Here is a 24450-nt window from a genome sequence, read left to right as displayed (position 1 = left end):
TTCGCCTCCTGCACGGTGCGTTCATGGGGGCGAGTATAGGGATCGGGCATATATTCGAAAAAGAATAAGAAGCTATTTATTAATAGCTCGAAAATATATGCCGCAACTTCGGGGGATAGCGCAAAAAAAGAGGGCCACCCCCTGCCTTAAAGGGGTGACCCTGATAATCACGCTGTCTGCCCCCAGCTCGCCGGGGATGAGAAGAGATTAAGGGGCGGTTGTTACAGAAATCTTTATCCAGAAAAATTTCTGAAGGCCGGCATCACTGGCGCAACAGGCAGGCATCAACCGCGCGCAGGCTTGAGCACCGTGTCGTTTTCAGCAGTGCGCTCAAACCGGTTGGCCCGTCCGAAGGTGCCGAAATCATTGAAGCGCACCCCCATCTCGGCCATCACCTTGTGCGCAACGGGCGCCGTCATCTGGCGTATGTAAAACGGCTCCTTCACCACGAAGTGATGGATCCCGTGGGTGCTGCCGAAGTTGAAGCAGAACGCCTGCAGCGGCCACATCCACCACGGATTGAGCACTTGGGTCTGTTGCATGACATTCCCCAGTTCGACGTCGCCGTAGTAATGCATGTTCGAACTGACGAAGTGCAGGCAAAAGGTACGCAGCACGTTCGGACCGACCAGCACCACGACAGCGACGTCGATGACGTGCATGACCGCCAGCGTATTCGCCGACCATTCAATCGGGCTGCCCATAAGACCGGCAATGCCGTTGGCGCCGTGGAAGCCGAGAAACACGTACCACGCGCCCCAATTGAGCAGCGCCAGCGGCGCATAAACGCGAAGGGTGCGTTTGAGAATGCTGAATTTATGCGCCCGGGTTTTCGCCCGCAGCATGCGGATCAGCGACGACATGACGTTATCGCCCACCATCAGCAACCGCGCCACGCCCCATGGTTCGCCATTGGTGATGGCGCGCTCCTCCATATCGGCCTCGGTGCCGGAGACCTTGTGGTGATTGAGGTGCAAGTGTCGGCGAATCCAGGGATTGATTGTGCTCGGCCGCGCCAGCCAGACCAGCGCCAGCATCAGGTTATGGGGCACGCGCTGCTTGCGGAAGTACATGCTGTGGATCAGGTCGTGTTCAAGCTCGTGGGTCAGCGAGGCGAAGAACGCATTCAGCAGCAGGCACGCCCACCAGGCCAGATAACCCCCGAGATAGAGCGCCGCGCTGCCGATCATGCCGGCCAGTGCGAAGAACAGGATGCCGGCGCCAATGGCGTCTTGATGCCGCAACAGCGGATGGCGCTCACGCAACGCAGCGCCGTGGGCGGAAACCACCGCACGAATATGCGCTGATCGTTGTTGTGCATTCAGTCCGGCAGCACTTGCAGAAGTGTCGTGCATGATTCCATTCTCCGGTTTCAGGATGAAAAAACATGGCACCACTGTGCCGCTTCAGGAGGAAAGCTGCCTGACCGTGAACGCCAATCTGTAGACCGGAGGCGCCAACCTGTATGTCTGAGCCGAGCATCCTCGCCAGCTGGACCCGCGCCCTGCGCAAGCAACTCGATGCCCTCGGCCTCGACAGCCTCGCACTGAGCCAGGCTGCGGGCCTGGATCCGCAACTGATGGATGATCCCAACGCTCGATACCCGGTGACGGTGACCACCCGTTTCTGGGAGCTGGCGGTGCAGGCGAGTGGCGATCCGGCGCTGGGCTTGCGGGTGTCGCGCTTCGTCAGCCCGACGACCTTTCATGCGCTGGGTTACGCCTTGGTCGCCAGCGGTTCGTTGCGTGAGGTGTTCGAGCGCATCGTGCGTTATCACCCGGTGGTGAGCGACGCGCTGGTCATGAGCTTTGAACGTGTGGACGAGTGTTACGAGTTTCGCTTCCGCGTGCCCGACGGTAGTCCGGTGCCAGCCAATGAGGCGATGGACGCCTTCGCCGCAATCTATGTGCGCACGTGCCGCAACCGCCTGGGCCGTCATTACGCGCCGCTGGCCGTGCACCTGATGCGGCCGCCACCGGCAGACCCGCAGCCGTGGCATGACGTCTTCCGTGCGCCGCTGTTCTTCGGCGCGGCGGAGAATCTGCTGAGTTTTGCCAGCGAGGATTTCGACAGGCACCTGGACGACGGTAATCCGGAGCTGGCCGTGCACAACGAGGCGGTGCTCAACCGAACCCTCGAGCAACTCAGTGCACTGACCTGGGAGCGCAAGGTGCGGGGCGCCATCGAGACCCATTTGCCGGAGGGCGAGCCGTCCGCTGAGCACATTGCCCACACGCTGCACCTGAGCCTGCGCAGCCTTCAACGCCATCTGGCCGACGAGGGTTGCCGCTACGACTTGCTGCTCAATCAGTGCCGGCAGAATCTGGCCCTGCAGCACATGCGCGACCCGGCTAGCTCGCTCAGTGAAGTCGCCTACCTGCTCGGTTTCGCCGACACCAGCAGTTTCAGCCGCGCGTTCAAGCGCTGGACCGGCATGACGCCCAGTCAGTATCGCGAAGGTTTAAACCGCTGAGCGGCGACGCCCTTCATCGCTTGCGCCGGTCAGGCGGTGAAGGGCCGCCTCGCGCAGCCATTCTATGTCCTCCACGCCGATAAGATCGTGATCGCGACGCACGATCTGCCGTTCGGCGAACTCCCCTACTACCCGCTCGACCACCTCGGCGCTCAGCCCCAGGCAACGATTCGAGGCCATGTCGGCAAGGGGCACGCTGCGCACGGAGCGATCCATCTCGCCGTAGGCTTCGGCGAGCATCAGCAGCCGAAACGCCACGCGTTCTTCAGTGGGCATCAGCGTGATGTCTTCAATGGCAGGCACGGCAAGACCGAGCTTGCGCCCCAGCAACTCACGAAAATGCCGCCACAAGGCCGGGTGTTCGGCCAGCAGTTGTTTGAGTGGCGCATGGGGCATGTGCAGGAGAATGACCGCGTCCTGGGCGAACACATCGTGGGTCGCGGGCAGGTCGTCGAACAACGAGACTTCGCCGAACCAGAAGGGCCGATAGCCTTCTGCCGGGGGCATGTCCGTTTGCTGCGGCTTGAGGGGATTGATGCGCAACGAGCCCGTGAGCAAGGCGTACAAGCCAGGCGCAGAATCGCCGCGCTGGAAGATCGATTTACCGGGCGTCACCCGACGCTGACGCATGCCGGTCAGCAAGCTATCCTGCAGCAGCGCAGGCAGATCGCGGAACCATCGGTCGTTGATAAACCATGAGCGCCATTGGGTTCCATTCGTCATGTGAATCTCCTTTTGATAGCCGGCGTTTTGTTGCAGGCTGAGCCGTCCAGCGGGCCTGGCCGAAAAAATCAGCGGCATGATCCACGTATCCATAGAGGAATAACAATGAAAAACCTCGTCGATCACCTCAGCCAGTACGCGGCCTACCACCGCGACACCCGCAATATCGTCACCCACTTCGTCGGCATTCCCCTGATCGTGATCGCGGTGGCCGTGCTGTTGTCACGCCCCGGCTGGACCAGCTGGTCCCTCGGCGGGATTTGGGTGTCGCCGGCCTTGCTGGTGAGTCTGGCCTCGACGTTTTTCTACCTGCGGCTGGATGCCTTCTTTGGCGTGTTGATGGGCGTCCTGCTTGCGCTGTGTCTGTGGGTCGGCGCCAACCTGGCGCAACAGACCACCATGGTCTGGCTCAGCGCCGGCGTCGGGTTGTTTGTGCTCGGTTGGGTGATTCAGTTTGTGGGCCATTATTACGAAGGCCGCAAGCCGGCGTTTGTCGACGACCTCACAGGCCTGATCATCGGGCCGTTGTTTGTCGTCGCCGAAGCGGCTTTTTTGCTGGGAATGAGAAAGAAGTTGCAGCACGCCATCGAGGCGCGAGTGGGCAAGACGCACCGGCGGGATTTGAAAAAAGCGACGGTCTAGAACTCGCATTACTGTAGGAGCGACCGGGGTGGCGCTCCACCTTGCTCGCGAATGCATGGGTCAGCCGACGTGGATGTCGCTGACCCAGCGCCTTCGCGACCGTCGTAACCTCCGATTGCTCCTACAGTGGATTTGCGTCCGGCCCGGATTGTGAGTATCCGCACGAACCTGCAGGAGCGTGGCTTGTCCCGCGATCGGCGACGCAGTCGCCGCAAACTGGATAATGCGGTGCATCAGGCAGAACGCATTATCAGGATTGCTGCCGGTCCCCGGCAGATCGCGGGACAAGCCACGCTCCTACAGGGGTACGCTTAGAGGTTGTCGACTTTCTGCCAGACCTTCGGCTTGAAGAACAACGTCTCGCCCCGCGCCAGTCCGGTCAGGCTGTCATGGTCTTTCACCACTTCCGCTTCGATCAGCTCCGGTTGCCCTTCGACTTTCAGGGTCACGCGCGTCGTGGCTCCCAACGGGCGGATGTCCCGCACTTCTGCCGCGTGGTGCCCTTCCACTTCATGCCGTGACAATGACACTTCGTGCGGGCGGAACAGCACGTGGTTGTCATCGCCCAGGTGCAGGCGGTTCGAGTCACCCAGAAAGTGGTAGACGAAATCGCTGGCCGGGTTCTCATAGACGTCGCCCGGCGAGCCGATCTGCTCGATCACACCCTTGTTCATCACCACGATGCGGTCCGCGACTTCCATCGCCTCTTCCTGATCGTGGGTCACGAAGACCGAGGTCAGGTTGATGTCTTCGTGCAGCCGCGCCAGCCAGCGACGCAGTTCCTTGCGCACCTTGGCATCCAGCGCGCCGAACGGCTCGTCCAGCAGCAACACTTTGGGCTCCACCGCCAAGGCCCGGGCCAGGGCAATCCGCTGACGCTGACCGCCCGACAGTTGCTCCGGATAGCGATCCGACAGCCAGTCCAGCTGCACCATGTTCAGCAGTTCATGCACTTTGACAGCGATCTGGCTCTCGTTCGGGCGCTGGTTCTTCGGCTTCATGCGCAGGCCGAAAGCGACGTTGTCGAACACGGTCATGTGGCGAAACAGCGCGTAGTGCTGGAAGACGAACCCTACGTTGCGATCGCGCACGTCGTGGCCGGAGACATCCTCTCCGTGGAACACAATGCTGCCTTTATCCGGCGTTTCCAGCCCGGCGATGATGCGCAGCAGCGTGGTCTTGCCACAACCGGACGGGCCCAACAGCGCCACGAGCTCGCCACTCTGGATATCCAGACTGATCCCGTCGAGGGCCTTGAAGGCGTTGAAATTCTTGCTGACGTTACGGACTTCGATCGACATGAATTATTCCTCCGCCGCGTTTTTGCGCAGACGGCTAATGCGCGCTTCGCTCCACTGCTTGAGCAGCAGGATGAACAGCGCAAGGATCAATAACAGGCTCGCCACGGCAAATGCAGCCACGTGGTTGTACTCGTTGTAGAGAATCTCGACATGCAGCGGCAGGGTGTTGGTCACGCCGCGAATGTGCCCGGACACCACCGACACCGCGCCGAACTCACCCATGGCCCGCGCGGTACACAGCACCACGCCGTAGATCAGGCCCCACTTAATGTTGGGGACGGTCACGTGCCAGAACATCTGCCAGCCATTGGCACCGAGCAAGCGCGCGGCTTCTTCTTCCTGCGTGCCCTGCTCCTGCATCAGCGGGATCAACTCGCGGGCCACAAACGGCACCGTCACGAAGATGGTCGCCAGTACGATGCCCGGCAGGGCAAAGACGATCTGGATGTCGTGGTCCTGCAGCCAGGGGCCGAACACGCCACGGGCGCCGAACATCAGCACGTAAATCAGACCGGCGATGACCGGCGAGACCGAGAACGGCAGGTCGATCAGCGTGACCAGAATCGCCTTGCCACGGAACGAGTATTTGCTCACGCACCAGGCTGCCGCGACGCCGAAGACCACGTTGAGCGGCACCGAAATCAGCACCGCGAACACGGTGAGCTTGAGGGCTGACAGCGCGTCAGGCTCCAGGATGGCCGCGAAGAATCCGCCGAGGCCGTTGCTCAAGCCCTGGCCGATCACCACCACCAACGGCAGCAACAGGAAGAACGCAAAGACCAGCCAGCCAAGGCCGATCAGAATGCGCCGCGACACCGCGCTGCCACGACGGGCAGCATTGGCGGAGGACGCAGCAATGAGCGATGAATCAGACATGGGTGCGCCTCCTCAGTTAGGGGTTTCGATGCGTCGCTGCAACAGATTGATCAGCAGCAACAGCACGAACGACACCAGCAGCATCATCACGCCAATTGCCGTAGCGCCGGTGTAGTCGTACTGGTCGAGCTTGACCATGATCAGCAACGGCAGGATTTCGGTTTTCATCGGCATGTTGCCGGCGATGAAAATGACCGAGCCGTACTCACCCACGCCTCGGGCGAAGGCCAGCGCAAAGCCGGTCAGCCAGGCAGGCAACAAGGCAGGCGCGAGGATGTAACGGAACACTTGCAGCGGTTTGGCGCCAAGGCATGCCGCCGCTTCTTCGACTTCCCGGGGGATGTCCGCCAGCACCGGCTGAACCGTGCGCACCACAAAGGGCAAGGTGACGAAGGTCAGTGCCAGGGTGATGCCGAAGGGGGTGTAGGCGATCTTGATGCCCAGGTCGGCGGCAAACTGGCCGATGAAACCGTTCGGCGCGTACAGCGCGGTCAGCGCGATACCGGCAACGGCGGTGGGCAGTGCGAAGGGCAGATCGATCATCGCGTCGATGATCTTGCGACCGGGAAAGGTGTAACGCACCAGCACCCAGGCCAGCAGCGTGCCGATGATGCCGTTGATGATCGCCGCGCAAAACGCAGTGCCGAAGCTCAGCTTGAGTGCTGCGAGCACGCGAGGGGCCGTAACGATGTTCCAGAACTGAACGGCGCTCAGCTGGGAGGCGTGGATGAACATGACCGCAAGCGGTATCAGCACAATCAGGCTGAGGTACACCAATGTGTAACCCAGCGTCAGCCCGAAGCCGGGTATGACGGGGGATATGCGTCGCGACATAAAAGTCCTTGGTTTACACACGTTACCCGGAACGAGTCCGGGTCCATTTATTCCGCTGGCGCTGCGCGGAAATATCTATCAGAAATCGCACCCGATGCCAGTGATCCACCTGTAGGAGCGCGCTTGCCCGCGATAGCCATCTGCCTGTGCCAAATGCATTAACTGACACGACGCTTTCGCGGGCAAGCGCGCTCCTACACCGTTCAGCGACTACTGCGGGATGTAGATCTGATCGAACACACCGCCATCATCGAAGAACTTGGGCTGAGCCGATTTCCAGCCGCCGAAGTCTTTGTCGATGGTCAGCAAATTCAGTTTGGGAAACTGCTTCTCGTACTTGGCCGCCACTTCCGTGTCCCGAGGACGATAGAAGTTTTTCGCCGCGATTTCCTGACCTTCCTTGCTGTACAGGTGCTTGAGGTATTCGGTGGCGATTTCGGCGGTACCGTGCTTCTCGGCGTTCTTCTCAACGACAGCCACGGGAGGCTCGGCCAGGATCGACAGCGAAGGTACGACGATGTCGAACTTGTCCGCCCCGCCGTTTTCTTTCAGCGCCAGGAACGCTTCGTTTTCCCACGCCAGCAACACATCACCCTGACCGTTGTTGACGAAAGTAATGGTCGAACCCCGTGCACCGGTGTCCAGCACAGGCACATGCTTGAACAGTTTGCCGATGTATTCCTTGGCCTTGGCTTCATCGCCGCCATTGGATTTGAGACCGTAGCCGTAAGCCGCCAGGAAATTCCAGCGCGCGCCGCCCGAGGTTTTCGGGTTCGGCGTGATCACCGACACGCCGTCCTTGATCAGGTCGGCCCAGTCATGGATGCCTTTCGGGTTGCCCTTGCGCACCAGGAACACAATGGTCGAGGTGTACGGGGTGCTGGCGTCCGGCAGCTTGGTCTGCCAATCCGCAGGAATGGTCTTGCCCAGTTTGGCGATTTCGTCGATGTCGCCGGCGAGCGCCAGGGTCACCACGTCGGCAGGCGAGCCGTCGATCACCGAGCGGCCCTGCTTGCCCGAGCCACCGTGGGACTGGTTGATTTTCACGGTGTCGCCCGGGTGGGACTTTTTCCAGTAATTGATGAATTCGGCGTTGTAGTCCTGGTACAGCTCGCGCGTAGGGTCATACGACACGTTCAGCAGGGTGAAGTCCTTGGCGACAGCAGAACCGGCAAACACCGCACTGGCGAGAGCGGCCAGCGCATAACGACGAATGGACATGAATCAGGCTCCTGGACACATTTTGTGCTGTTGGCTTTTTCTAGTTTTAGGTCATGCAGCGTTAGTGATGCGGGAGCGTGGCTCAGCCCTGCTTGTTGCTCGGGTTCTGCAGACGGAATTTTTCCTTGCGCTCGATCTGGACCACCTGCGCGTTGTGCACGGTGATTTCAACCGCACCAAAGCGCAGGTCACGCAGCGCGCTTTGAATTTCACGCAAAATGCTTGCTTCGTCCTGGCCGTCAACGCTACGTAGAGATGCGCTCATGTTCCTGCTCCTTGAAAGATGTGCCGCAGCGTGGGGGGCGGCCGCTGCTTGTGGCGTGAGCGGGATAGTAGAGACGCAGAGATATTCTTAAAAATACTATTTAAGAATGCAGATATAACCAAAAGGCATTTGGGAAGTGAGTACGCAGGCGGTCGGTGTTCAGCCGGGATTTGAGGATCTAACGCCGATCCAATGTAGGAGCCCGCTTGCCCGCGATGCAGACGACGAGGTTCATCAGACTCACCGCGTCATCGTTTATCGCGGGCAAGCGCGCTCCTACAACAGCGTCACGTGTAGGCCGCCGTATCACGCAGAGACAAACACCGGCGCATGCTGCCAGTTGATCTGCTCCGCCGGCATAGGCCGGGCGAACCAGTAGCCCTGGCCCAGTTCGCAGTTGTGCTTCAGCAGAAAACTGGCCTGATTGGCCTGCTCGATGCCTTCTGCCAGCACGCGCATGCCCATGGCCCGTGCCAGGGCGATGATGGCGTTGACGATCGCGATGTCGTCATCGTCGTCCGGCAAGCCGGCGACAAACCCCTGATCGATTTTCAGTTTTTGCACCGGCATACGCTTGAGCCGCAGGAGCGACGAATACCCGGTGCCGAAATCGTCGATGGACAGTTTCAAACCCAGATCCCGCAGCCGGTGCATCTGTTCGATAGCTTGATCGGGGTCGTCCATGATCGCGCTTTCGGTGACCTCAAGCTCCAGAAACTGCGGGGCCAGTCCGGTTTCGTTCAGCACCTTGGCCACCCGCCGATCAAGATCGCCGCGGCCGAACAACCGGCTGGACACGTTGACTGCGACGAACGATACATTCACACCGTCCTCCAGCCACTCACCCATCTGCCGGCAGGCTTCGGTCAGCACCCAGTTGTCGATGTCGGCGATCAGCCCGCTTTGCTCGGCAATCGGGATGAATTCACCCGGCGAAACCATGCCCCGCGACGGATGCTGCCAGCGCACCAGCGCCTCGACGCCTTCGATGCCGCGGCTGTGAAGGTTGTGAATCGGCTGATAAAACACCCTTAGTTCGTTCTCCTCGACAGCCTGTCGCAGCTCGGCCGCCAACTCGACACGGCGCTGGGCGTGGGCAGTCAATTCGGCGGTGTACATCGCGTAGCTCTCACGGCCTTGGTGTTTGGCCTGTGAAAGCGCGGCATCGGCGTTACGCAGCAACTGCTCGGCGGTCAGCGCATCGTGGGGGAAGATGCTGATGCCGACGCTGGCCGTCAGAAACAGCGATTGCCCGCTGACCAGAAAAGGCTCCCGCAGCCCTTCCAGAATGCTCTGCGCCAGTTCGGCGGACTGCGCGACCTGCTGGGAGTTTTCGAGCAGAATCGCGAATTCGTCGCCACCCAGCCGCGCCAGTGTGACGCCCTTCTCCAGATGGGTTTCGAGGCGCTCGGCGGCAGCCTTCAGCACCTCGTCCCCGGCGTTGTGGCCGAGGCTTTCGTTGATGTGCTTGAAGTGGTCCAGGTCGACGAGCAACAACGCCAGGCTGCGTTTGTTGCGACGGGCGTGGGTGTGCGCCTGTTCGGCGCGGTCAGTGAACAGCAGGCGATTGGGCAGACCGGTCAGCGGGTCGTAATGGGCCAGATGCGCCAGCTCGCGCTCGGAATGCTTGATCGAAGAGATGTCGGAAAACACCGCGACGAACTGGGTAATTTCACCGCGCTCGTCTCTGATCGGACGAATGCTTTGCCACTGCGGGTAAATTTCGCCGCTTTTGCGACGGTTCCAGATTTCGCCGCTCCATTGCCCGGCGCTGACAATGGTCTTGAACATGCGCTCGTAGAACTCGGGGCCATGGCGCCCTGATTTGAATTTGCTCGGCCGCAGACCCAGCACTTCATCCTGCTGATACCCGGTGATCTCGCTGAAGGCGCGGTTCACATGCACGATCACGCCCGTGGCATCGGTGACCAGCACGCCTTCCAGGGTGGTGTCGAACACGGCTGCTGCCAGCCGCAGACGCTGCATGTCCTCATCACGGCGCGCCAGCTCGGTGACGCCCATGAATCGGAGCAGTCGCGAGCGAGCCAGATAGATCATCACCGCGCTGAAGGCCAGCCAGAGATAACCGCCGGCCTGTTGCGCCCGCGCCAACACAGTCGCGTTGTCGATCAGCCGCGGCAGCAAATGGTCCATGACCGCCGACCACCCAATCGATACAACCCCGTACAACGTTGCGGTGCTTAGCGCATCCCGGGTAGTGCTCGACATAGATAGAAACAACCTTGCGAAAGTCCGAAATTATAGAACAAGAAACATCTTGCGACGCTTATCTGAAAGAGCGGGTGGTTTTATCTGTGAGCTAAGTGATAATGCGCCCTTCTGTCTCAGGGTCTGCTCAGGCGGATCCGTACATTGCACGCGTTACAACCGAGGGCAACTCAGCCTATGTGGAACAACGGTCTGCTCGACCTTTCCGTCTGGCAATTGGTCGCAGTCACACTGGCGATGACACACGTCACCATCGTCGGCGTCACGGTCTATCTCCATCGCTATTCAGCGCATCGCTCCCTGGAACTCAACGCAGGGCTCAAGCACTTCTTCCGTTTCTGGCTGTGGCTCACCACGGCGCAGAATACCCGCGAGTGGACCGCTATCCACCGCAAGCACCATGCCAAATGCGAAACCGTCGATGACCCGCACAGCCCGGTCATCAAGGGTCTGTCGACCGTGCTGCGCAAAGGCGCCGAGCTGTACCGCGCCGAAGCGGAGAACCCCGAGACCCTGCGCATCTACGGCAAAAACTGCCCCGAGGACTGGATCGAGCGCAACCTGTATTCGCGCTATCCCCTGCTGGGCATCGCGATCATGGGCGTGATCGATCTGGCGCTGTTCGGCGTCATCGGCATCACCGTCTGGGCGATCCAGATGATGTGGATTCCGGTGTGGGCGGCGGGCGTGGTCAATGGCCTGGGCCATGCGGTCGGCTATCGCAACTTCGAATGCCGCGACGCCGCCACCAATCTGGTGCCCTGGGGCATTTTGATCGGCGGCGAAGAGCTGCATAACAACCACCACACCTACCCCAACTCGGCCAAGCTGTCGGTCAAGCGCTGGGAGTTCGACATGGGCTGGGCGTGGATCAAGGTATTCAGCTGGCTGCGCCTGGCGAAGGTGCAACGGGTCGCGCCGATCGCGCACCGTGTTGAAGGCAAGGGTCATCTGGACATGGACACGGCGATGGCCATCCTCAACAACCGTTTCCAGATCATGGCTCAGTACCGCAAGCTGGTCATCGCGCCGTTGGTGACACAGGAACTGGCGAAAGCCGATGCCTCCGTACGTCACCAGTTCCGCCGCGCCAAACGCCTGCTTTCTCGCGAGCCCAGCCTGCTGGAAGACAAGCATCAAGCGCGCATCCAGACCATGCTGGAGCACAGCCAGGCACTGAAAGTGATTTACGAAAAACGCCTGGCGCTGCAGCAGATCTGGGCGAAGACCAGCAGCAATGGTCACGACATGCTGGCAGCCATCAAGGACTGGGTCCACGAGGCGGAAGCCAGCGGCATTCAATCGCTGCGTGACTTCGCTGATCAGCTGAAAACCTACTCACTGCGGCCTCAACACGCTTGATGCCGTTGATCGGTGACCATTCGTCCGGGTGGCACCGATCGGAACTTAGTGCCATTACTCCTATCTCACTAACACCTTCGCACTATGCTGTGTGACATGTTGTGGCATGCGCCGCACCTTATTCTGAGATGCAGTGCTCATGGACAATCAGACTCCCCACGTTGAGACACCCGCCGCAGCAGAAACCCTTCTGGCGCTGATGCATGCCCAGGCGGAAGTGGCCCGCCTCAGCGAGCGCGAGCAGCTGTTCAGTTCTCTGCTGGTCAGCGTCAACGCCGTGTTGTGGGCGTTCGACTGGCAGACGCAACGCATGATCTATGTCAGCCCCGCTTACGAGCGCATTTTCGGCCGTTCCGCCGGTTTGTTGCTCGCGGACTACAGCGAGTGGCGCGACAGCATTTACCCCGATGACCTGGACTACGCCGAGCGCAGCCTGAGCGAAGTGCTCGAAAAGGGCTCCATCGAAGACCGCGAGTACCGCATCATTCGTGCTGACGGCCAGGTCCGCTGGCTGAGCGATAAATGCTTTGTCAGTCATCAGGCCGAGCACAGCCAGCGCCTGATCGTGGTCGGCATCGCCGAAGACATCACCGAGAAGAAGCACCTCGAAGACGAGTTGCAGCGTCTTGCCACCACCGACGTGCTCACCCAGAGCAGCAACCGCCGGCACTTCTTCGAATGCGCTCAACGGGAGTTCGAGCAAGCGCGTCTGCAGGGCACGCCGATGGCGTTCCTGTTGTTGGACGTGGATGATTTCAAGCTGGTCAACGACACCTACGGCCATCAGGAAGGCGATCTGGTGCTGCAACGCATTGCCGAGTGCGGGCGCAAGACGCTGCGTCGTGGTGATCTGTTCGGGCGGATTGGCGGGGAAGAGTTCGCCGCCGTATTCCCGGGCTGTGCGCCGGAAATGGCCCAGCAGATTGCCGAACGGTTGCAGCGTGAGATTCAGCGCCTGAGCTTTCAGTGCAACGACAAAACCTTCGGCATCACCGCCAGCCAGGGACTGACCAACCTCGGCGACCAAGACCAGAGCCTCGAAGCGCTGTACGCACGCTCTGACGCTGCGATGTACCAGGCCAAGCGTCAGGGCAAGAATCAGATCGTGTTGGTGTAAGCCGGCTGTTCTGAAATCTACATCCGGCTACGCCACCGCCTTGCTGCGCACCCTTTCCAGATCTGACTCGCTGACCTTCAGCAGCCGCGCCGATTTGCTCTTCGCCAGCGCCTCCAGCGGGTCTTCAAGCCCGAGCGAGCCCATCTGTCCCGCCACATTCATCGCCAGGATTTCGCGAGTAAAAACCCCGGTGTTGTATTGATACACCGCTGCGATCAATTCACGCAGTTCCAGGGGCAGGCGCCAACGCGTGCGTAATGCCGAGCCGAACGAGGCCGAATACTGCGCCAACGCACGGCGAATGGTTGCCTCATCCAGGGAGCCGCCGGCGATCAGCCAGTCCTGCATACAGCGCAACACGGTCAGTTCACCAAGGCCCCTGAGCAAGCCGGCGCAGTAACAGCGCTCGTGATCGAGATCCAGCTTGCGCGCCAGCGTCCGCGCACATTCGGCGGTGCGTTGCGAGACCTCCCAGATTTCCGTGGCGTGCAGCAACAACGTTGCATCCGTCAGCACCGCCCCGCGCTTGAGGGCCAGACCTTGCACCAGATTGACGCTCTGAGTGGCGCCCAACATGGCGAGCGCCTGCCTCAGCGTCTGCACGGGCTTGCCCTGATGATTCGACGCGCTGTTAGCGGCGGCAATCAACAGTGCGGTGACATGGGGGTCATGGATCAGCGCCTGTTCCAGCAACGTCAGCTCAACACCCGACGCCCCGCGACTGCTGGCCACCGCCGCCCTTACGTCAACGAACAGCGGCCCGCCGTCGGCCACTTCGCGACGATTTTCCAGAAACGCATTCAGCCCGACACCCGGCGCCAACGCGGGCACCGCACAGGCGACCTGCGCGCCGTCCTGCAACAGCAGCGCTTCCAGCCGATGGCGCAGGCCTTCCATGTTCAGGGGTTTGGTGAGGTAGGCGGTGGGCGCCAGTTGCACAGCCTCGCGGACACTGACGCTGTCGCTGCGACTGCTCAGCAGAATGAAACGAACCGGTGGCTGGCGACGCAACTGGCGCAGCCCGCGCAGCAGGCTCAGGCCATCGACGCCGGGCAACTCGCGGGAAGCGATCACCAGGTCGGGGATATACCCGCTCATCCGCTCGGTCGCCTCTCGGCCGTTGGAACAGATGTCCAGCTGCGCGTCGCAACGCACGTCGAGAACCAATTCGTTGAGCATCTCGCGGGCCCAGGGGTCCGATTCAGCGATCAACACGCGGGGAACGGCTAGCGCCTCTACAACGGTCATCATGACTCTCCGGCATCAGTCTCCTTACCTTAGTCAAAGACTGGGCAAGGAGACAGACCGGAGGAAAATTTTCCGACGTCCATAAACGAAAAAACCTGCCGAGGCAGGTTTTTTCTGATGAAGCGATCACGCTCTTATCAAACGTGGCTGCGGCTCATCGGCGTGAAGTCAGGCGATTTCAGCGAAGCATTCTTCGATGATCTTCAGGCCTTTGTCCAACTGCTCGTCCGGCGAGGTCAGCGGGACCAGCACGCGCAACACGTTGCCGTAGGTACCGCAGGACAGCAGGATCAACCCCTTGTCACGGGCCTTGGCGACCACTTGGGCCACGGCAGCCGCGTTCGGCTTGTGGGTGTCGCCATTCTCGAAGCACTCGACGGCGATCATGGCGCCCAGCGCGCGGACTTCACCGATGACCGGGTACTTGGCCTGGATGGCGCGCAGGCCAGTGACCAGACGCTCGCCAACGGCTTTGCAACGATCCAGCAGGTGCTCTTCTTCGAACACTTCCATGACTGCCAGCGCAGCAGCACACGCGATCGGGCTACCGGCGTACGTGCCGCCCAGACCACCCGGCGCGATGGCGTCCATGTATTCGGCCTTGCCGCACACGCCCGCCAGCGGGAAACCACCGGCGATGGATTTGGCGAAGGTGGTCAGGTCGGCGCTCACGCCCATCTGTTCCATGGCGAAGAAGGTGCCAGTACGGCCAGCGCCGGTCTGCACTTCGTCAGCGATCAGCAGAATGCCGTGCTTGTCGCACAGTTCGCGCAGACGCGCCATGAACGCTTTAGGCGCGACGTAGAAACCGCCCTCGCCCTGCACGGGCTCGATGATGATCGCGGCGATGTCTTTAGGCTCGGCGTCGTTCTTGAAGATGCGCTCGATGCTGGCGATGGAATCGTCAATGCTGACGCCGTGCAACTCGTTCGGGTAGATGGCGCGGAAGATACCGCCCGGCATCAGGCCCATGCCGGCCGAGTACGGCACAACTTTGCCGGTCAGGCCCAGGGTCATCATGGTGCGGCCGTGGTAAGCGCCGGTGAAGGCGATGACGCCCGCACGGCCTGTTGCGGCACGGGCGATCTTGACGGCGTTTTCGACCGCTTCGGAACCAGTGGTCACCAACAGGGTTTTCTTGGCGAAATCGCCCGGCACCTTGGCGTTGACCTTCTCGCACAGCTCAACGTAGGGCTCGTACGCCAGCACCTGGAAGCAGGTGTGGGTCAGCTTGGTCAGTTGCTCTTGCACGGCCGCGATGATTTTCGGGTGCAAGTGACCGGTGTTCAGTACCGCAATACCGCCGGCGAAGTCGATGAACTCGTTGCCTTCGACGTCGGTGACAGTGGCGTTCTTCGCGGACTCAGCGAAGATCGGGTGAATTTGACCAACGCCGCGTGGGACAGCAGCTTCGCGGCGTTTCATCAGGGATGCGTTAGTTTTGCTCATCATTTCCTCATTCGCCGCTCATCGGGCGGCGCGGTTCAAGGATCAAGCAGCAAGGGTCAACAGCGACAGCATACGATGATCGACTGTCGCGGCCTCCCGGCCACCAATAGGTTGGTGCCACTGAAACCTGCGACACGGCGCTCTCGCGTCCCGCAGGTTGTCGAACAGTTACTTCACTCTGCCACTCAGCGGGTTCAGATGCTGAGGCAGAGGTATTTGATTTCCAGATAATCTTCGATACCGTACTTGGAGCCTTCACGGCCAAGACCGGATGCCTTGACGCCGCCGAACGGCGCGACTTCATTGGAGATCAGGCCGGTGTTGATGCCCACCATGCCGTACTCCAGGGCTTCAGCCACACGGAACACACGGCTCAGGTTCTGCGCGTAGAAATACGACGCCAGCCCGAACTCGGTGTCGTTGGCCATGGCAATCACTTCGGCTTCGTCTTTGAAGCGGAACAGCGGGGCCAGCGGACCGAAGGTTTCTTCCTTGGCCACAGCTGCGTTTTTCGGCACGTTGACGAGGATAGTCGGTTCGAAGAAGTTGCCTTCCAGGCTGTTGCCGCCGCTCAGCACTTTCGCGCCTTTGCTCAAAGCATCAGCGATGTGTTCCTTGACCTTGGCCACGGCTTTTTCGTCGATCAGCGGACCGGTTGTCACGCCTTCAGCCAGGCCATCGCCGACTTTCAGCTTGGCGACGGCAACCTGCAGCTTCTCGGCGAAGGCGTCGTAGACCGCGTCCTGCACGTAGATGCGGTTAGCGCAGACGCACGTCTGGCCGTTGTTGCGGTACTTGGAAATGATCGCGCCTTCAACGGCCTTATCCAGGTCAGCGTCGTCGAACACGATGAACGGCGCGTTGCCACCCAGCTCCAGCGAGACCTTCTTGATGTCGTGGGCGCACTCAGCCATCAACTGGCGACCGATCTCGGTCGAGCCGGTGAACGACAGCTTGCGCACGATCGGGTTGCTGGTCAGCTCGCTGCCGATATCGCCTGCACTGCCGGTTACCACGCTGAACACGCCAGCCGGGATGCCCGCGCGCTCAGCCAGTTCAGCCAGCGCCAGTGCGGAATATGGGGTTTGCGAAGCAGGCTTGAGCACCATGGTGCAGCCTGCCGCCAGCGCAGGGCCGGCCTTGCGGGTGATCATTGCGGCCGGGAAGTTCCACGGCGTGATCGCCGCGGTGACGCCGATCGGCTGCTTGAGGACGATCAGGCGCTTGTCCGGCTGATGGCCCGGAATCACGTCGCCATAGACGCGCTTGGCTTCTTCAGAGAACCATTCGATAAAGGAGGCGGCGTAAGTGATTTCGCCTTTGGCCTCGGCCAGCGGCTTGCCCTGCTCCAGGGTCATCAGGCGACCGAGGTCGTCCTGGTTTTCAATCATCAGTTCGAACCAGCGACGCAGCTTGGCGCCACGCTCTTTGGCGGTCAGCGCACGCCAGGCCGGCAGCGCCTTGTCAGCGGCCTCGATGGCGCGACGGGTTTCAGCAGCGCCCATCTTCGGCACGGTACCGAGAATCTCGTTGGTCGACGGGTTGTTCACCTTGATGGTCTGGCCACCGTCGGCATCAGCCCAGGCGCCATTGATGTACGCCTGCTGGCGGAACAACTTCGAGTCTTTGAGCTGCATTGCGGCCTCCTGAACAGCACCGCGCGCGGCGGAGCGAATGGTTGTGTGCGGGCGCCTCGACCGAGGCCGCCGCCGGATAAGACTGTCGCCGGCCCTGATTGGAGAATAGAAGAAAGGCCGGGCGGGGCGTTTGAAATCTCAAACGAATCCTAGGGACAACAGGGGTAAAGGACAATAGTGCGTTCGAAAAAAAGAACGGCTGGGCTTGGGGTGAGGATGAATTCGGATCAGCGTAGCTGGGAGCATGCGGATGTGGTTGTCATGTGGGGGTGCCGATACGGCTTGGCTTGGTCTCACTAAATTGTTAACGGCGGGTCATCGGCATGGACGCGTGCAGGCCAGATGAGTATTATGGCGCCCGCGTTGCACCTGTAGCTCAGCTGGATAGAGTACTGCCCTCCGAAGGCAGGGGTCATGGGTTCGAATCCCGTCAGGTGCACCACCAAATTCAAGGCTTCCAGCATTTCTTACCCTTCCGCTGAAACGTCCGTGACAGCAGGGTGACAGCACCATGATATATCCCCTCCGGATCGGATCCGTTGGGGCGTATGGCTGCAGCAACCTACAAACAAAGCAAAAATGTGGCAGGCAAGGCCTTAGGCAAGTCGATCCTCAGTGTCGCTTGGCTGTCTGATCGAGCGATTCACGTGCTTTATCTAGAAAAGGAGTTTCAGGATGCACAGCATAGTCTCAGCTCTGATTGCCGAGCTGGATACCGTTGTCGACGCTATGACCGCCAGCATTCCAAGCGACATCGCCCTAAGTGTCGCTCATGCCAACTGGAGCTACCCGGGTGTAACAAAATTCGACCTGGCGTCAGTTGTGGCTGAAATCCAAGCCGTCCTTCGAGACGAGATTCCTGAAGAGCTAGGGCAGCATGAGGCCGCATTGCAAGATTTCATCCCCCGGATAACCTTTCTCCGCGGTCATACCATCCCTCAAATTTGGGGAAACGCTTCGCAAGCTGTCCCAGCGTTTATACATACGCTGGAAGCATTGAATCGGGTCATCCGTCCGCTGCGGCGGTTGAACGATGGCGAAACACTCGTAAAATCGGTACGCATTAGCGCCCAGAATGTACGGTCTGTTGAGGCTCGTGTGCGAGACTTCAACCACCGCACTCAAGACCTCGACGTAGTAATACAACGCATTAAAGACGTCAACGATGCAGCCTTTCAGTTACCAGAGGATTTAGAGTCGCTGCGGGAAGCTCGTCTTAGAATCAATGAATTGATGAGCGAGTCCGAAAAGGACCGTTTGCATATATTCTCAACAAAAGAAGCAATGGATTCGGTGCAAGAGCAACTCCGCCAGGCTGCACTCGATACTGCCGAGGTAGTCAAAAAAGCAGACGCTGCGTACTCAGCCGCTACAAGCCAAGGCTTGGCTGCCGCCTTCGCAGAGCGATCTAAAGAACTTGGGAATTCTATGCATATATGGGTGGGAGCTCTCTTAGCCTCACTCGTCTGCGCGAGTTTTTTCGGATCGACACAACTGGCGAAACTGGCCGAACTGATCAAAACTCCGGGCGCTTCAGATACCGCAATCGCCGTCAACCTTCTCCTATCTATCCTCTCAGTTGGCGCACCGGTCTGGTTCGCTTGGCTCTCAACTAAACAGGTGGGGCAACGATTCCGCCTTTCTGAGGACTATGCCTTCAAAGCGTCGGTATCCAAAGCGTATGAAGGCTACCGCCGTGAGGCCGCGGCAATAGATCCCGAACTTCAGGTACAGCTGCTAAAGTCAGCATTGGCGCGCCTTGATGAACAGCCTCTTCGCTTTGTTGAGCCCGAAACCCACGGCAGCCCATGGCAGGAAGCGCTTTCCTCCGATCTGATGAAAGAGGCAGCTAAGTCGATACCGAACTTCAGCACTCATTTGACCACATTCGTTAGCGGTCTGCTGACACGCGAAAAAACCAAGCCTGATTAAGCCGGGCGAGGGAGCTGAGGCTATTTTTTCCTCTATGGTGTGATAAAGACGCAGGGCGCAGTTCGAACCCCTCTCCTCGCCATTGACGCCGACCGTAAAACTACGAAGGGAGATGTTGAAATGGGACGTTCGGCAGACTATACAATACAGGGATTCCTTTATCAGTTTAATCAGACGCTTTCCGAAATATTAAAAGCTTCTGACGATGCGATCATCACCATTGAAGGAATTGTTGAAGACATTGAAGTAGAAACCTTTTCAGGGATTAAGGCCATTCAATGTAAGTACCATGAAACTCAAGTCAAGTATGCTCCTAGCATTCTTTACGACCCTCTATTACAAATGATGAAACACTTCAAGTCAAACTCGCTGGCAAACATCAAATACCATCTATTCGCACACTTCCCCAACACCCCATTAGTGACAATATCTTCTGTCGAGCTTAAAGGCGCGTTAAACTCTAAAGACAAGAAGCTAGCAAAGTTAGTTATTGAAGCAGCAGGCGTAGATATTGACGGTTTTTTGAAAGTGCTTACGGTCACAATCACGCCCAAATATACTGACCTTATGGAGAATAATATAGCGCAGCTTGAAGCTCTTGGATTCCATAAGACAGAAGTAGAAACATTATTTTACCCAAATGCAGTTCAGATAATTGCAGACCTAAGCATCAAACATGATGAAAAGCTAAGAACAATAACGAAACTTGATTTTTTAGATACACTTCGACGGATCCGATCTACCGCAATCTCTCAGTGGACGTTAGCTCTTCGGAACCGAGCAAAGATTATCGAAGCACGACGCAAGCAGCTCAAAGAGTGCTTAAGTTCAAACGTCAGGTTACGACACATTGTGATATTTCCTAGGTTTATAGATCAATTCGATGAACAGATCGTACTTTTTATAAAGTCGTTTATTGATAAATATCACTTCAAAATATCGCATACCCAGACACCCCTATTTGCGTTGGACGTATCCCATGAGTTACTCGACGAAATTGCCGAGCGTCTAATTGGCAAGGACGTAATCCCAAACTTGGGGCGACCAGTAAAAAACTTTTCAGAAGCCATTTTCTTTCGTGACCCCATGGTGCTAAAGGACAAAAAAGAATTTGTACTGAGACTTATCCGCTGGGACGATTATCTAGGACTGACTCCGACGATTAAGGCAGATGACCTTTTCATAATCGGTGACGGTGATATACAGCAACTAGATATAAAGGACGTCAACCTTGAAGCGCTTTCTGCCGAAAAGTTTGATGAAATCAAGTACATGATGGGGTTAAGTAATGGCTATTAAAATCGGAGCTGTACTTTCATGTGCACCGGAGGCTGTCATCGTAGCAGTTGACAACCTAGAAATTTTTGAAAAAAACAAGGAAGGGCTGCAAGTCGGCCGTTTCTTAAAGATTGCACAAGGCAATCATGACTTCACAATCGCTACAATCCGTAACATTAAAGGTACAAATACAACGGGTCCTGATGGTAAGCCCGTATGGACCTTTCAAATCGAATGCCAAGCAATCGGCACATTAGTAGACGACCACACCTTCGACCGCGGAAGCTTGCTTCTTCCAGTGCCTACAGAACATGCCTTCGTCGCAGAAAAAGACACTCTCGACAAGATCTTCGCTGCTGATAGTGATCACGACTTCCCACTTGGCAGGCTGTCATTAAACAAAGCGACCGCTTTAATGATCAACGGGAATAGGTTTTTCAGCAAACATATTGCAGTCGTGGGTTCTACCGGGTCGGGCAAGTCGTGCACGGTGGCGAGTGTACTGCAGGGCATCGTTGGGATTTCCCAGCACAAGAACACTAATAAAGAAAGGCAAAACAACTCACATGTTGTGATCTTTGACATTCATGATGAATACACCGCTGCGTTCACTTTGGAAAAGGAGGAATCCTTTACACTTAGCCGACTGGACATCGATACTCTTCAGCTTCCGTATTGGCTGATGAACTCTGAAGAGCTTGAGAGCATGTTTATCGAGAGCAACGAGGCGAACTCTCACAACCAAGTCAGCCAGTTCAAACATGCAGTAGTTCTAAATAAAGAAAAACACAACCCTAAAGTCCCGGAGGTAACGTACGACACGCCCGTTTACTTTTCGATTCAAGAAGTTTTTTTCTTCATCGAGAACCTAAATCGCGAAGTAATCGGAAGGCTGCCTGGAGAAGATAAGCCCAAGCTGTCCGACGGACAGCTAGTTAATGACAGGATTATATATTTCGACAAAATTCACGATTTTATTGCTAACTCTAGCGCTGGAGCTACCAAAGCCACAAACGGGCCCTTCAACGGTGAGTTCAACAGGTTTGTTTCAAGATTGGAAGCAAAACTTACAGATAAACGTCTTAGGTTTTTGTTAACTGCAAAGAAGTTCGATGGAAAGGCTCATGCTACGGAAGACTTCGAGGCATTAATGAGGCAATTCATTGGTTACCTTGATAAGGCGAACGTTACTGTTGTGGACTTGAGCGGAGTACCATTTGAGGTTCTTAGTATTACCGTGAGCCTCATCTCACGACTGATCTTCGATTTCTGCTTCCACTACTCCAAGCTACAGCATGCGCAAGGTTTACTTAACGACATTCCAGTCATGCTGGTATGTGAGGAGGCGCATAATTACGTTCCACGAAGCGATCAGGCGGCCTATCGTGCGTCACGCAAGTCTATTGAGCGTATCGCCAAAGAGGGAAGGAAGTACGGTTTGAGCCTGATGGTGGTCAGCCAGCGACCATCTGAAGTGTCAGAGACCATCTTCGCGCAATGTAGTAATTTTATATCGCTGCGCTTGACGAACGACGCAGATCAGACATATGTGCGGCGTCTATTTCCGGACAACGCGAACGCGATCACCGAGATACTACCTAATCTCGCTCCTGGCGAATGCGTTGTAGTAGGCGACGCGGTGCTGTTACCGGCTGTTATTAAGATGCCGTTACCGGTACCGGAACCGCATTCGCAAAGCGTCAAGGTTCATAATGAATGGAAAACAGAATGGCGTGATGTCGTCTTCACGCAAGTGATTGATCGTTGGAGAAAATAGCCGCCAGGCTACTCCGGAAGTTGAAGTCGCCCCACCAAATAAGGCACGCGCCCGCTGGTGGGGTGCGTTACTTATACGTTGTCTTCTGCATAGATTGAGGCCGATATAATCGCGCCGCCCCAGCGCCGATGGCCAATGCAGATCGGCACCGGGTTGCCGCTGGCCGTAGTGTTCTTGGCGCTCCCGAACGCATAGCTCGGCAAGTTATCGGGGGAACCGCTCTGCCGCAGGCCTGAAGCCTGTGGGCTTAGCATTTGAATAACGCCGCCGGCGGTCATTGCAACGCCTGCAGCGATAACGTTCGGACTTCTGGCAAAGGCCCCCACGACGATCAGCACAATGCCGAGCACCGTTTGGAGCACTCCGGCACGCTTGCCCAGCAGCAAGGCCGCCCCGTGAATGGTCATGACGTCGCCGGTAACGGGAATTATCAAGGCCGTTGTTGCACCCGTTGCCTTCGTTGGACTGTCGGTTAATCAACTTCCAGACACTCTTCAAGGACGACTGAATAAAGACATGAGTAATCCTTCCAACCCCTACACCTACCTGATAAGAAGCCTGATCTTTGGCCTGGCCGGTATGGTCCTGCTTGCCATTGCCGGTTCTATGGCTTACTGGCGTTACGAATTTTTGCCTCAGGCGCAGCATGCGCCTGGCGTAGTGACCAAGCTAAACGCTGGCGGTTCGCACCCCGAAATCGAATTCACCAGTGCTGACAACCAAGTCATCTCGTACCCACAGGGTGGGATGATTTCTGGTTATGAAGTCGGGCAACCGGTTCAGGTGCTCTACCTTGCCGAAGATCCCGAGATGACGGCTGTCATTGAAGACCGAGGCGCGTTATGGGGCACTCCGGTGATGCTGGGGATCATGGGCCTGGCGTTTATCTGGGGCTGTAGGTCTGAGTTTTCCAGTGGCAGGAAGCAACCTGCCGTACCGCCGTTAAAAGGACGTTGAAACGATGACTCCATCGATCATTCCCCTGCCGGTCAATGTCAGCACTTGGAGGTACCTTACAGGGAGTAGCGGCGAGCTCAGTGTTGGCTTGGTATCCGGTGGGCTGTCAATCACCGTTAAGACACCCGATGGCAAAAAGGAGAGCTTTGGCTACGGAGGCGCAGGCATCGGCTTCGGTTTCGCAACGACGCGACTATGAACATACGGGCATCCAGCGATTTGATTTGCGATCATCTGACGCAATCGTCTTTTCAGAAAGAAGCCGATGAAGTCAGCCAACTGACCGATGTCGTGCTCAACGAGACCGCATCAATGGGCGAGCGACAGGACGCTGCCAAGCAGTTGATCAGCCGATGCCATGTGAAATGGCTGGGCGATTACTTCATTGTGGGCGTCTCATACGATCAGTGGCTGCAACTGCTGACTCAGCTCAGCAAGCTGTTGAGTAAGGTGTAACGCGTGCTGGCGTTACTTTATGGGGCACATGGCACGAAGACGCCCCGCAGCGTGTTTTCATGAGCGTAGTGAATGTCTGACGCACTCTGGGCCGCTCGGGTAGGCGATGCGTTGTCGCACACCTCAATGATGCCGACATTCTCGGGGGCGTGCTGGAAGTGGCCGCCAATTGCCATCGGCGCACTGGCTACCGCTGCGGTGGGCGCGGCGACAGGAATTACGGTGGCCACTGGCGGCATCGGCGGTCGGACTGGTTGTCGGCGTGGTGATGAGCAACCTGCTGAATCAGCTGACTGAAGTCGCGTTTGCCGATGAGCTTGGTCCAGATCAATCTCGATGGGCAGGTCACCAGCGACTTCAAGCGTATCTCGATTCCGGACCGTTTAGAGAAGTCAAAAAAGGAGGCAGACATGGATCGCCGTGAGTTGGCTGAACAGCTGAAAACAATCCAGGCGCCCGCCGACAGCTACGCCATCGGCGAAATCAACGACGAGGCGCTCTGCCTTGTCGAGGAAAACGGGGGCTGGTCGGTCTTCTACAGTGAGCGCGGATTGCGCACCGAAGAGCAGCGCTTCAGTGACGAAAACAGCGCTTGCAGAGCCTTTCTGCAGCGCCTGAAACACGTGCTAGGCATCCGCTGAGTCAGCGAAGATCGGACCGAGGCTACGCGACG

Annotated in this window: 22 protein-coding genes, 1 tRNA gene and 1 pseudogene; 12 read left to right on the top strand and 12 right to left on the bottom strand. The window is 57.9% G+C overall.

From position 1 onward, the window contains the following. Positions 1-284 precede the first annotated feature (284 nt). Positions 285-1355 carry a fatty acid desaturase gene (locus ACYAR8_RS07230; RefSeq protein WP_074890098.1) on the bottom strand — a complete coding sequence of 357 codons (1071 nt, stop codon included), beginning with the start codon at positions 1353-1355 and terminating at the stop codon, positions 285-287. Between the two features lie 110 nt (positions 1356-1465). Here ACYAR8_RS07230 and ACYAR8_RS07225 point away from each other — a divergent pair, with 110 nt between their 5' ends. Then, positions 1466-2473: an AraC family transcriptional regulator gene (locus ACYAR8_RS07225; RefSeq protein WP_463579490.1), complete on the top strand. Its 1008-nt coding sequence runs from the start codon at positions 1466-1468 to the stop codon at positions 2471-2473. Here the strand turns inward: ACYAR8_RS07225 and ACYAR8_RS07220 are convergent. Then, positions 2462-3196 carry a Crp/Fnr family transcriptional regulator gene (locus tag ACYAR8_RS07220; protein ID WP_463579489.1) on the bottom strand — a complete coding sequence of 245 codons (735 nt, stop codon included), beginning with the start codon at positions 3194-3196 and terminating at the stop codon, positions 2462-2464. The genes ACYAR8_RS07225 and ACYAR8_RS07220 overlap by 12 nt on opposite strands. A gap of 105 nt (positions 3197-3301) precedes the next feature. Between ACYAR8_RS07220 and ACYAR8_RS07215 the strand changes: the two genes are divergently transcribed. Then, positions 3302-3838, top strand: a complete 537-nt coding sequence (locus ACYAR8_RS07215; RefSeq protein WP_463579488.1) for an Mpo1 family 2-hydroxy fatty acid dioxygenase — start codon at positions 3302-3304, stop codon at positions 3836-3838. A gap of 311 nt (positions 3839-4149) precedes the next feature. Here ACYAR8_RS07215 and ACYAR8_RS07210 read toward each other — a convergent pair whose 3' ends face one another. From ACYAR8_RS07210 to dibA, 6 genes are all read right to left on the bottom strand, one after another. Further along, positions 4150-5139 carry a sulfate/molybdate ABC transporter ATP-binding protein gene (locus ACYAR8_RS07210; protein ID WP_065990983.1) on the bottom strand — a complete coding sequence of 330 codons (990 nt, stop codon included), beginning with the start codon at positions 5137-5139 and terminating at the stop codon, positions 4150-4152. Positions 5140-5142: 3 nt separating this feature from the next. Next, complete coding sequence (gene cysW, locus ACYAR8_RS07205) at positions 5143-6015, bottom strand: sulfate ABC transporter permease subunit CysW (RefSeq protein WP_074890084.1); 873 nt, start codon at positions 6013-6015, stop codon at positions 5143-5145. 12 nt (positions 6016-6027) lie between these two features. After that, positions 6028-6849 (bottom strand): sulfate ABC transporter permease subunit CysT, encoded by an 822-nt coding sequence (gene cysT / locus ACYAR8_RS07200; protein ID WP_074890082.1) that lies wholly within the window; start codon positions 6847-6849, stop codon positions 6028-6030. A 210-nt stretch (positions 6850-7059) separates the two neighbouring features. After that, the gene (locus ACYAR8_RS07195; protein WP_074890081.1) at positions 7060-8070 is read right to left on the bottom strand and encodes a sulfate ABC transporter substrate-binding protein; all 1011 of its coding nucleotides are present in this window, start codon (positions 8068-8070) and stop codon (positions 7060-7062) included. A gap of 82 nt (positions 8071-8152) precedes the next feature. Next, positions 8153-8335, bottom strand: a complete 183-nt coding sequence (gene oscA, locus ACYAR8_RS07190) for a sulfur starvation response protein OscA (RefSeq protein ID WP_065990977.1) — start codon at positions 8333-8335, stop codon at positions 8153-8155. A gap of 306 nt (positions 8336-8641) precedes the next feature. Next, positions 8642-10564, bottom strand: a complete 1923-nt coding sequence (gene dibA / locus ACYAR8_RS07185; RefSeq protein ID WP_463579487.1) for a phosphodiesterase DibA — start codon at positions 10562-10564, stop codon at positions 8642-8644. Between the two features lie 177 nt (positions 10565-10741). Here dibA and desA point away from each other — a divergent pair, with 177 nt between their 5' ends. Together desA and ACYAR8_RS07175 are read left to right on the top strand one after the other, a co-directional pair. Continuing rightward, positions 10742-11926 carry a delta-9 fatty acid desaturase DesA gene (desA, locus tag ACYAR8_RS07180; protein ID WP_074890076.1) on the top strand — a complete coding sequence of 395 codons (1185 nt, stop codon included), beginning with the start codon at positions 10742-10744 and terminating at the stop codon, positions 11924-11926. 139 nt (positions 11927-12065) lie between these two features. Further along, a complete protein-coding gene (locus ACYAR8_RS07175; RefSeq protein ID WP_065990974.1) occupies positions 12066-13043 on the top strand; it encodes a GGDEF domain-containing protein in 978 nt (325 codons plus the stop codon). A gap of 27 nt (positions 13044-13070) precedes the next feature. Here ACYAR8_RS07175 and ACYAR8_RS07170 read toward each other — a convergent pair whose 3' ends face one another. The 3 genes from ACYAR8_RS07170 to gabD form a co-directional block, all read right to left on the bottom strand. Next, positions 13071-14294, bottom strand: coding sequence for an HDOD domain-containing protein (locus tag ACYAR8_RS07170; protein ID WP_463579486.1), 1224 nt, complete (start codon positions 14292-14294; stop codon positions 13071-13073). A gap of 165 nt (positions 14295-14459) precedes the next feature. Beyond that, entirely contained in the window at positions 14460-15740 is a 1281-nt protein-coding gene (gabT, locus tag ACYAR8_RS07165) for a 4-aminobutyrate--2-oxoglutarate transaminase (protein ID WP_074890070.1), read from the bottom strand. Positions 15741-15934: 194 nt separating this feature from the next. Continuing rightward, a complete protein-coding gene (gene gabD, locus ACYAR8_RS07160; protein ID WP_108120984.1) occupies positions 15935-17377 on the bottom strand; it encodes an NADP-dependent succinate-semialdehyde dehydrogenase in 1443 nt (480 codons plus the stop codon). A 365-nt stretch (positions 17378-17742) separates the two neighbouring features. Between gabD and ACYAR8_RS07155 the strand changes: the two genes are divergently transcribed. The 4 genes from ACYAR8_RS07155 to ACYAR8_RS07140 all read left to right on the top strand — a co-directional run bounded on the left by ACYAR8_RS07155 (position 17743) and on the right by ACYAR8_RS07140 (position 22364). Next, a tRNA-Arg gene (locus ACYAR8_RS07155) sits at positions 17743-17819 on the top strand. Positions 17820-18052: 233 nt separating this feature from the next. Further along, the gene (locus tag ACYAR8_RS07150; RefSeq protein ID WP_463579485.1) at positions 18053-19309 is read left to right on the top strand and encodes a hypothetical protein; all 1257 of its coding nucleotides are present in this window, start codon (positions 18053-18055) and stop codon (positions 19307-19309) included. A gap of 120 nt (positions 19310-19429) precedes the next feature. Beyond that, on the top strand, positions 19430-20608 hold the full coding sequence (locus ACYAR8_RS07145) for a hypothetical protein (protein WP_463579484.1): 1179 nt from the start codon (positions 19430-19432) through the stop codon (positions 20606-20608). Beyond that, positions 20598-22364, top strand: coding sequence for an ATP-binding protein (locus tag ACYAR8_RS07140; protein ID WP_463579483.1), 1767 nt, complete (start codon positions 20598-20600; stop codon positions 22362-22364). The genes ACYAR8_RS07145 and ACYAR8_RS07140 overlap by 11 nt, the downstream gene beginning before the upstream one ends. A 71-nt stretch (positions 22365-22435) precedes the next feature. Here ACYAR8_RS07140 and ACYAR8_RS07135 read toward each other — a convergent pair. Further along, positions 22436-22813 (bottom strand): annotated as a pseudogene (locus ACYAR8_RS07135) (tail assembly protein); the annotation flags it as partial. On the opposite strand from ACYAR8_RS07135, the gene ACYAR8_RS07130 reads away from it, so the two are divergent. The 4 genes from ACYAR8_RS07130 to ACYAR8_RS07115 all read left to right on the top strand — a co-directional run bounded on the left by ACYAR8_RS07130 (position 22770) and on the right by ACYAR8_RS07115 (position 24418). Continuing rightward, complete coding sequence (locus ACYAR8_RS07130; RefSeq protein ID WP_463579482.1) at positions 22770-23321, top strand: DUF3592 domain-containing protein; 552 nt, start codon at positions 22770-22772, stop codon at positions 23319-23321. The pseudogene ACYAR8_RS07135 and the gene ACYAR8_RS07130 sit on opposite strands and share 44 nt — an antisense overlap. A gap of 195 nt (positions 23322-23516) precedes the next feature. Continuing rightward, positions 23517-23777, top strand: a complete 261-nt coding sequence (locus ACYAR8_RS07125) for a hypothetical protein (RefSeq protein ID WP_463579481.1) — start codon at positions 23517-23519, stop codon at positions 23775-23777. A 72-nt stretch (positions 23778-23849) separates the two neighbouring features. Then, on the top strand, positions 23850-24074 hold the full coding sequence (locus ACYAR8_RS07120; RefSeq protein ID WP_463579514.1) for a hypothetical protein: 225 nt from the start codon (positions 23850-23852) through the stop codon (positions 24072-24074). A gap of 14 nt (positions 24075-24088) precedes the next feature. Continuing rightward, entirely contained in the window at positions 24089-24418 is a 330-nt protein-coding gene (locus tag ACYAR8_RS07115) for a hypothetical protein (protein WP_463579480.1), read from the top strand. The last annotated feature ends 32 nt before the right edge of the window (positions 24419-24450 follow it).

It is taken from the genome of Pseudomonas sp. HP_01, from assembly GCF_055284355.1.
Note: the sequence above shows the minus strand (reverse complement) of the source record. Positions and strands in the feature narration are given on the sequence as shown.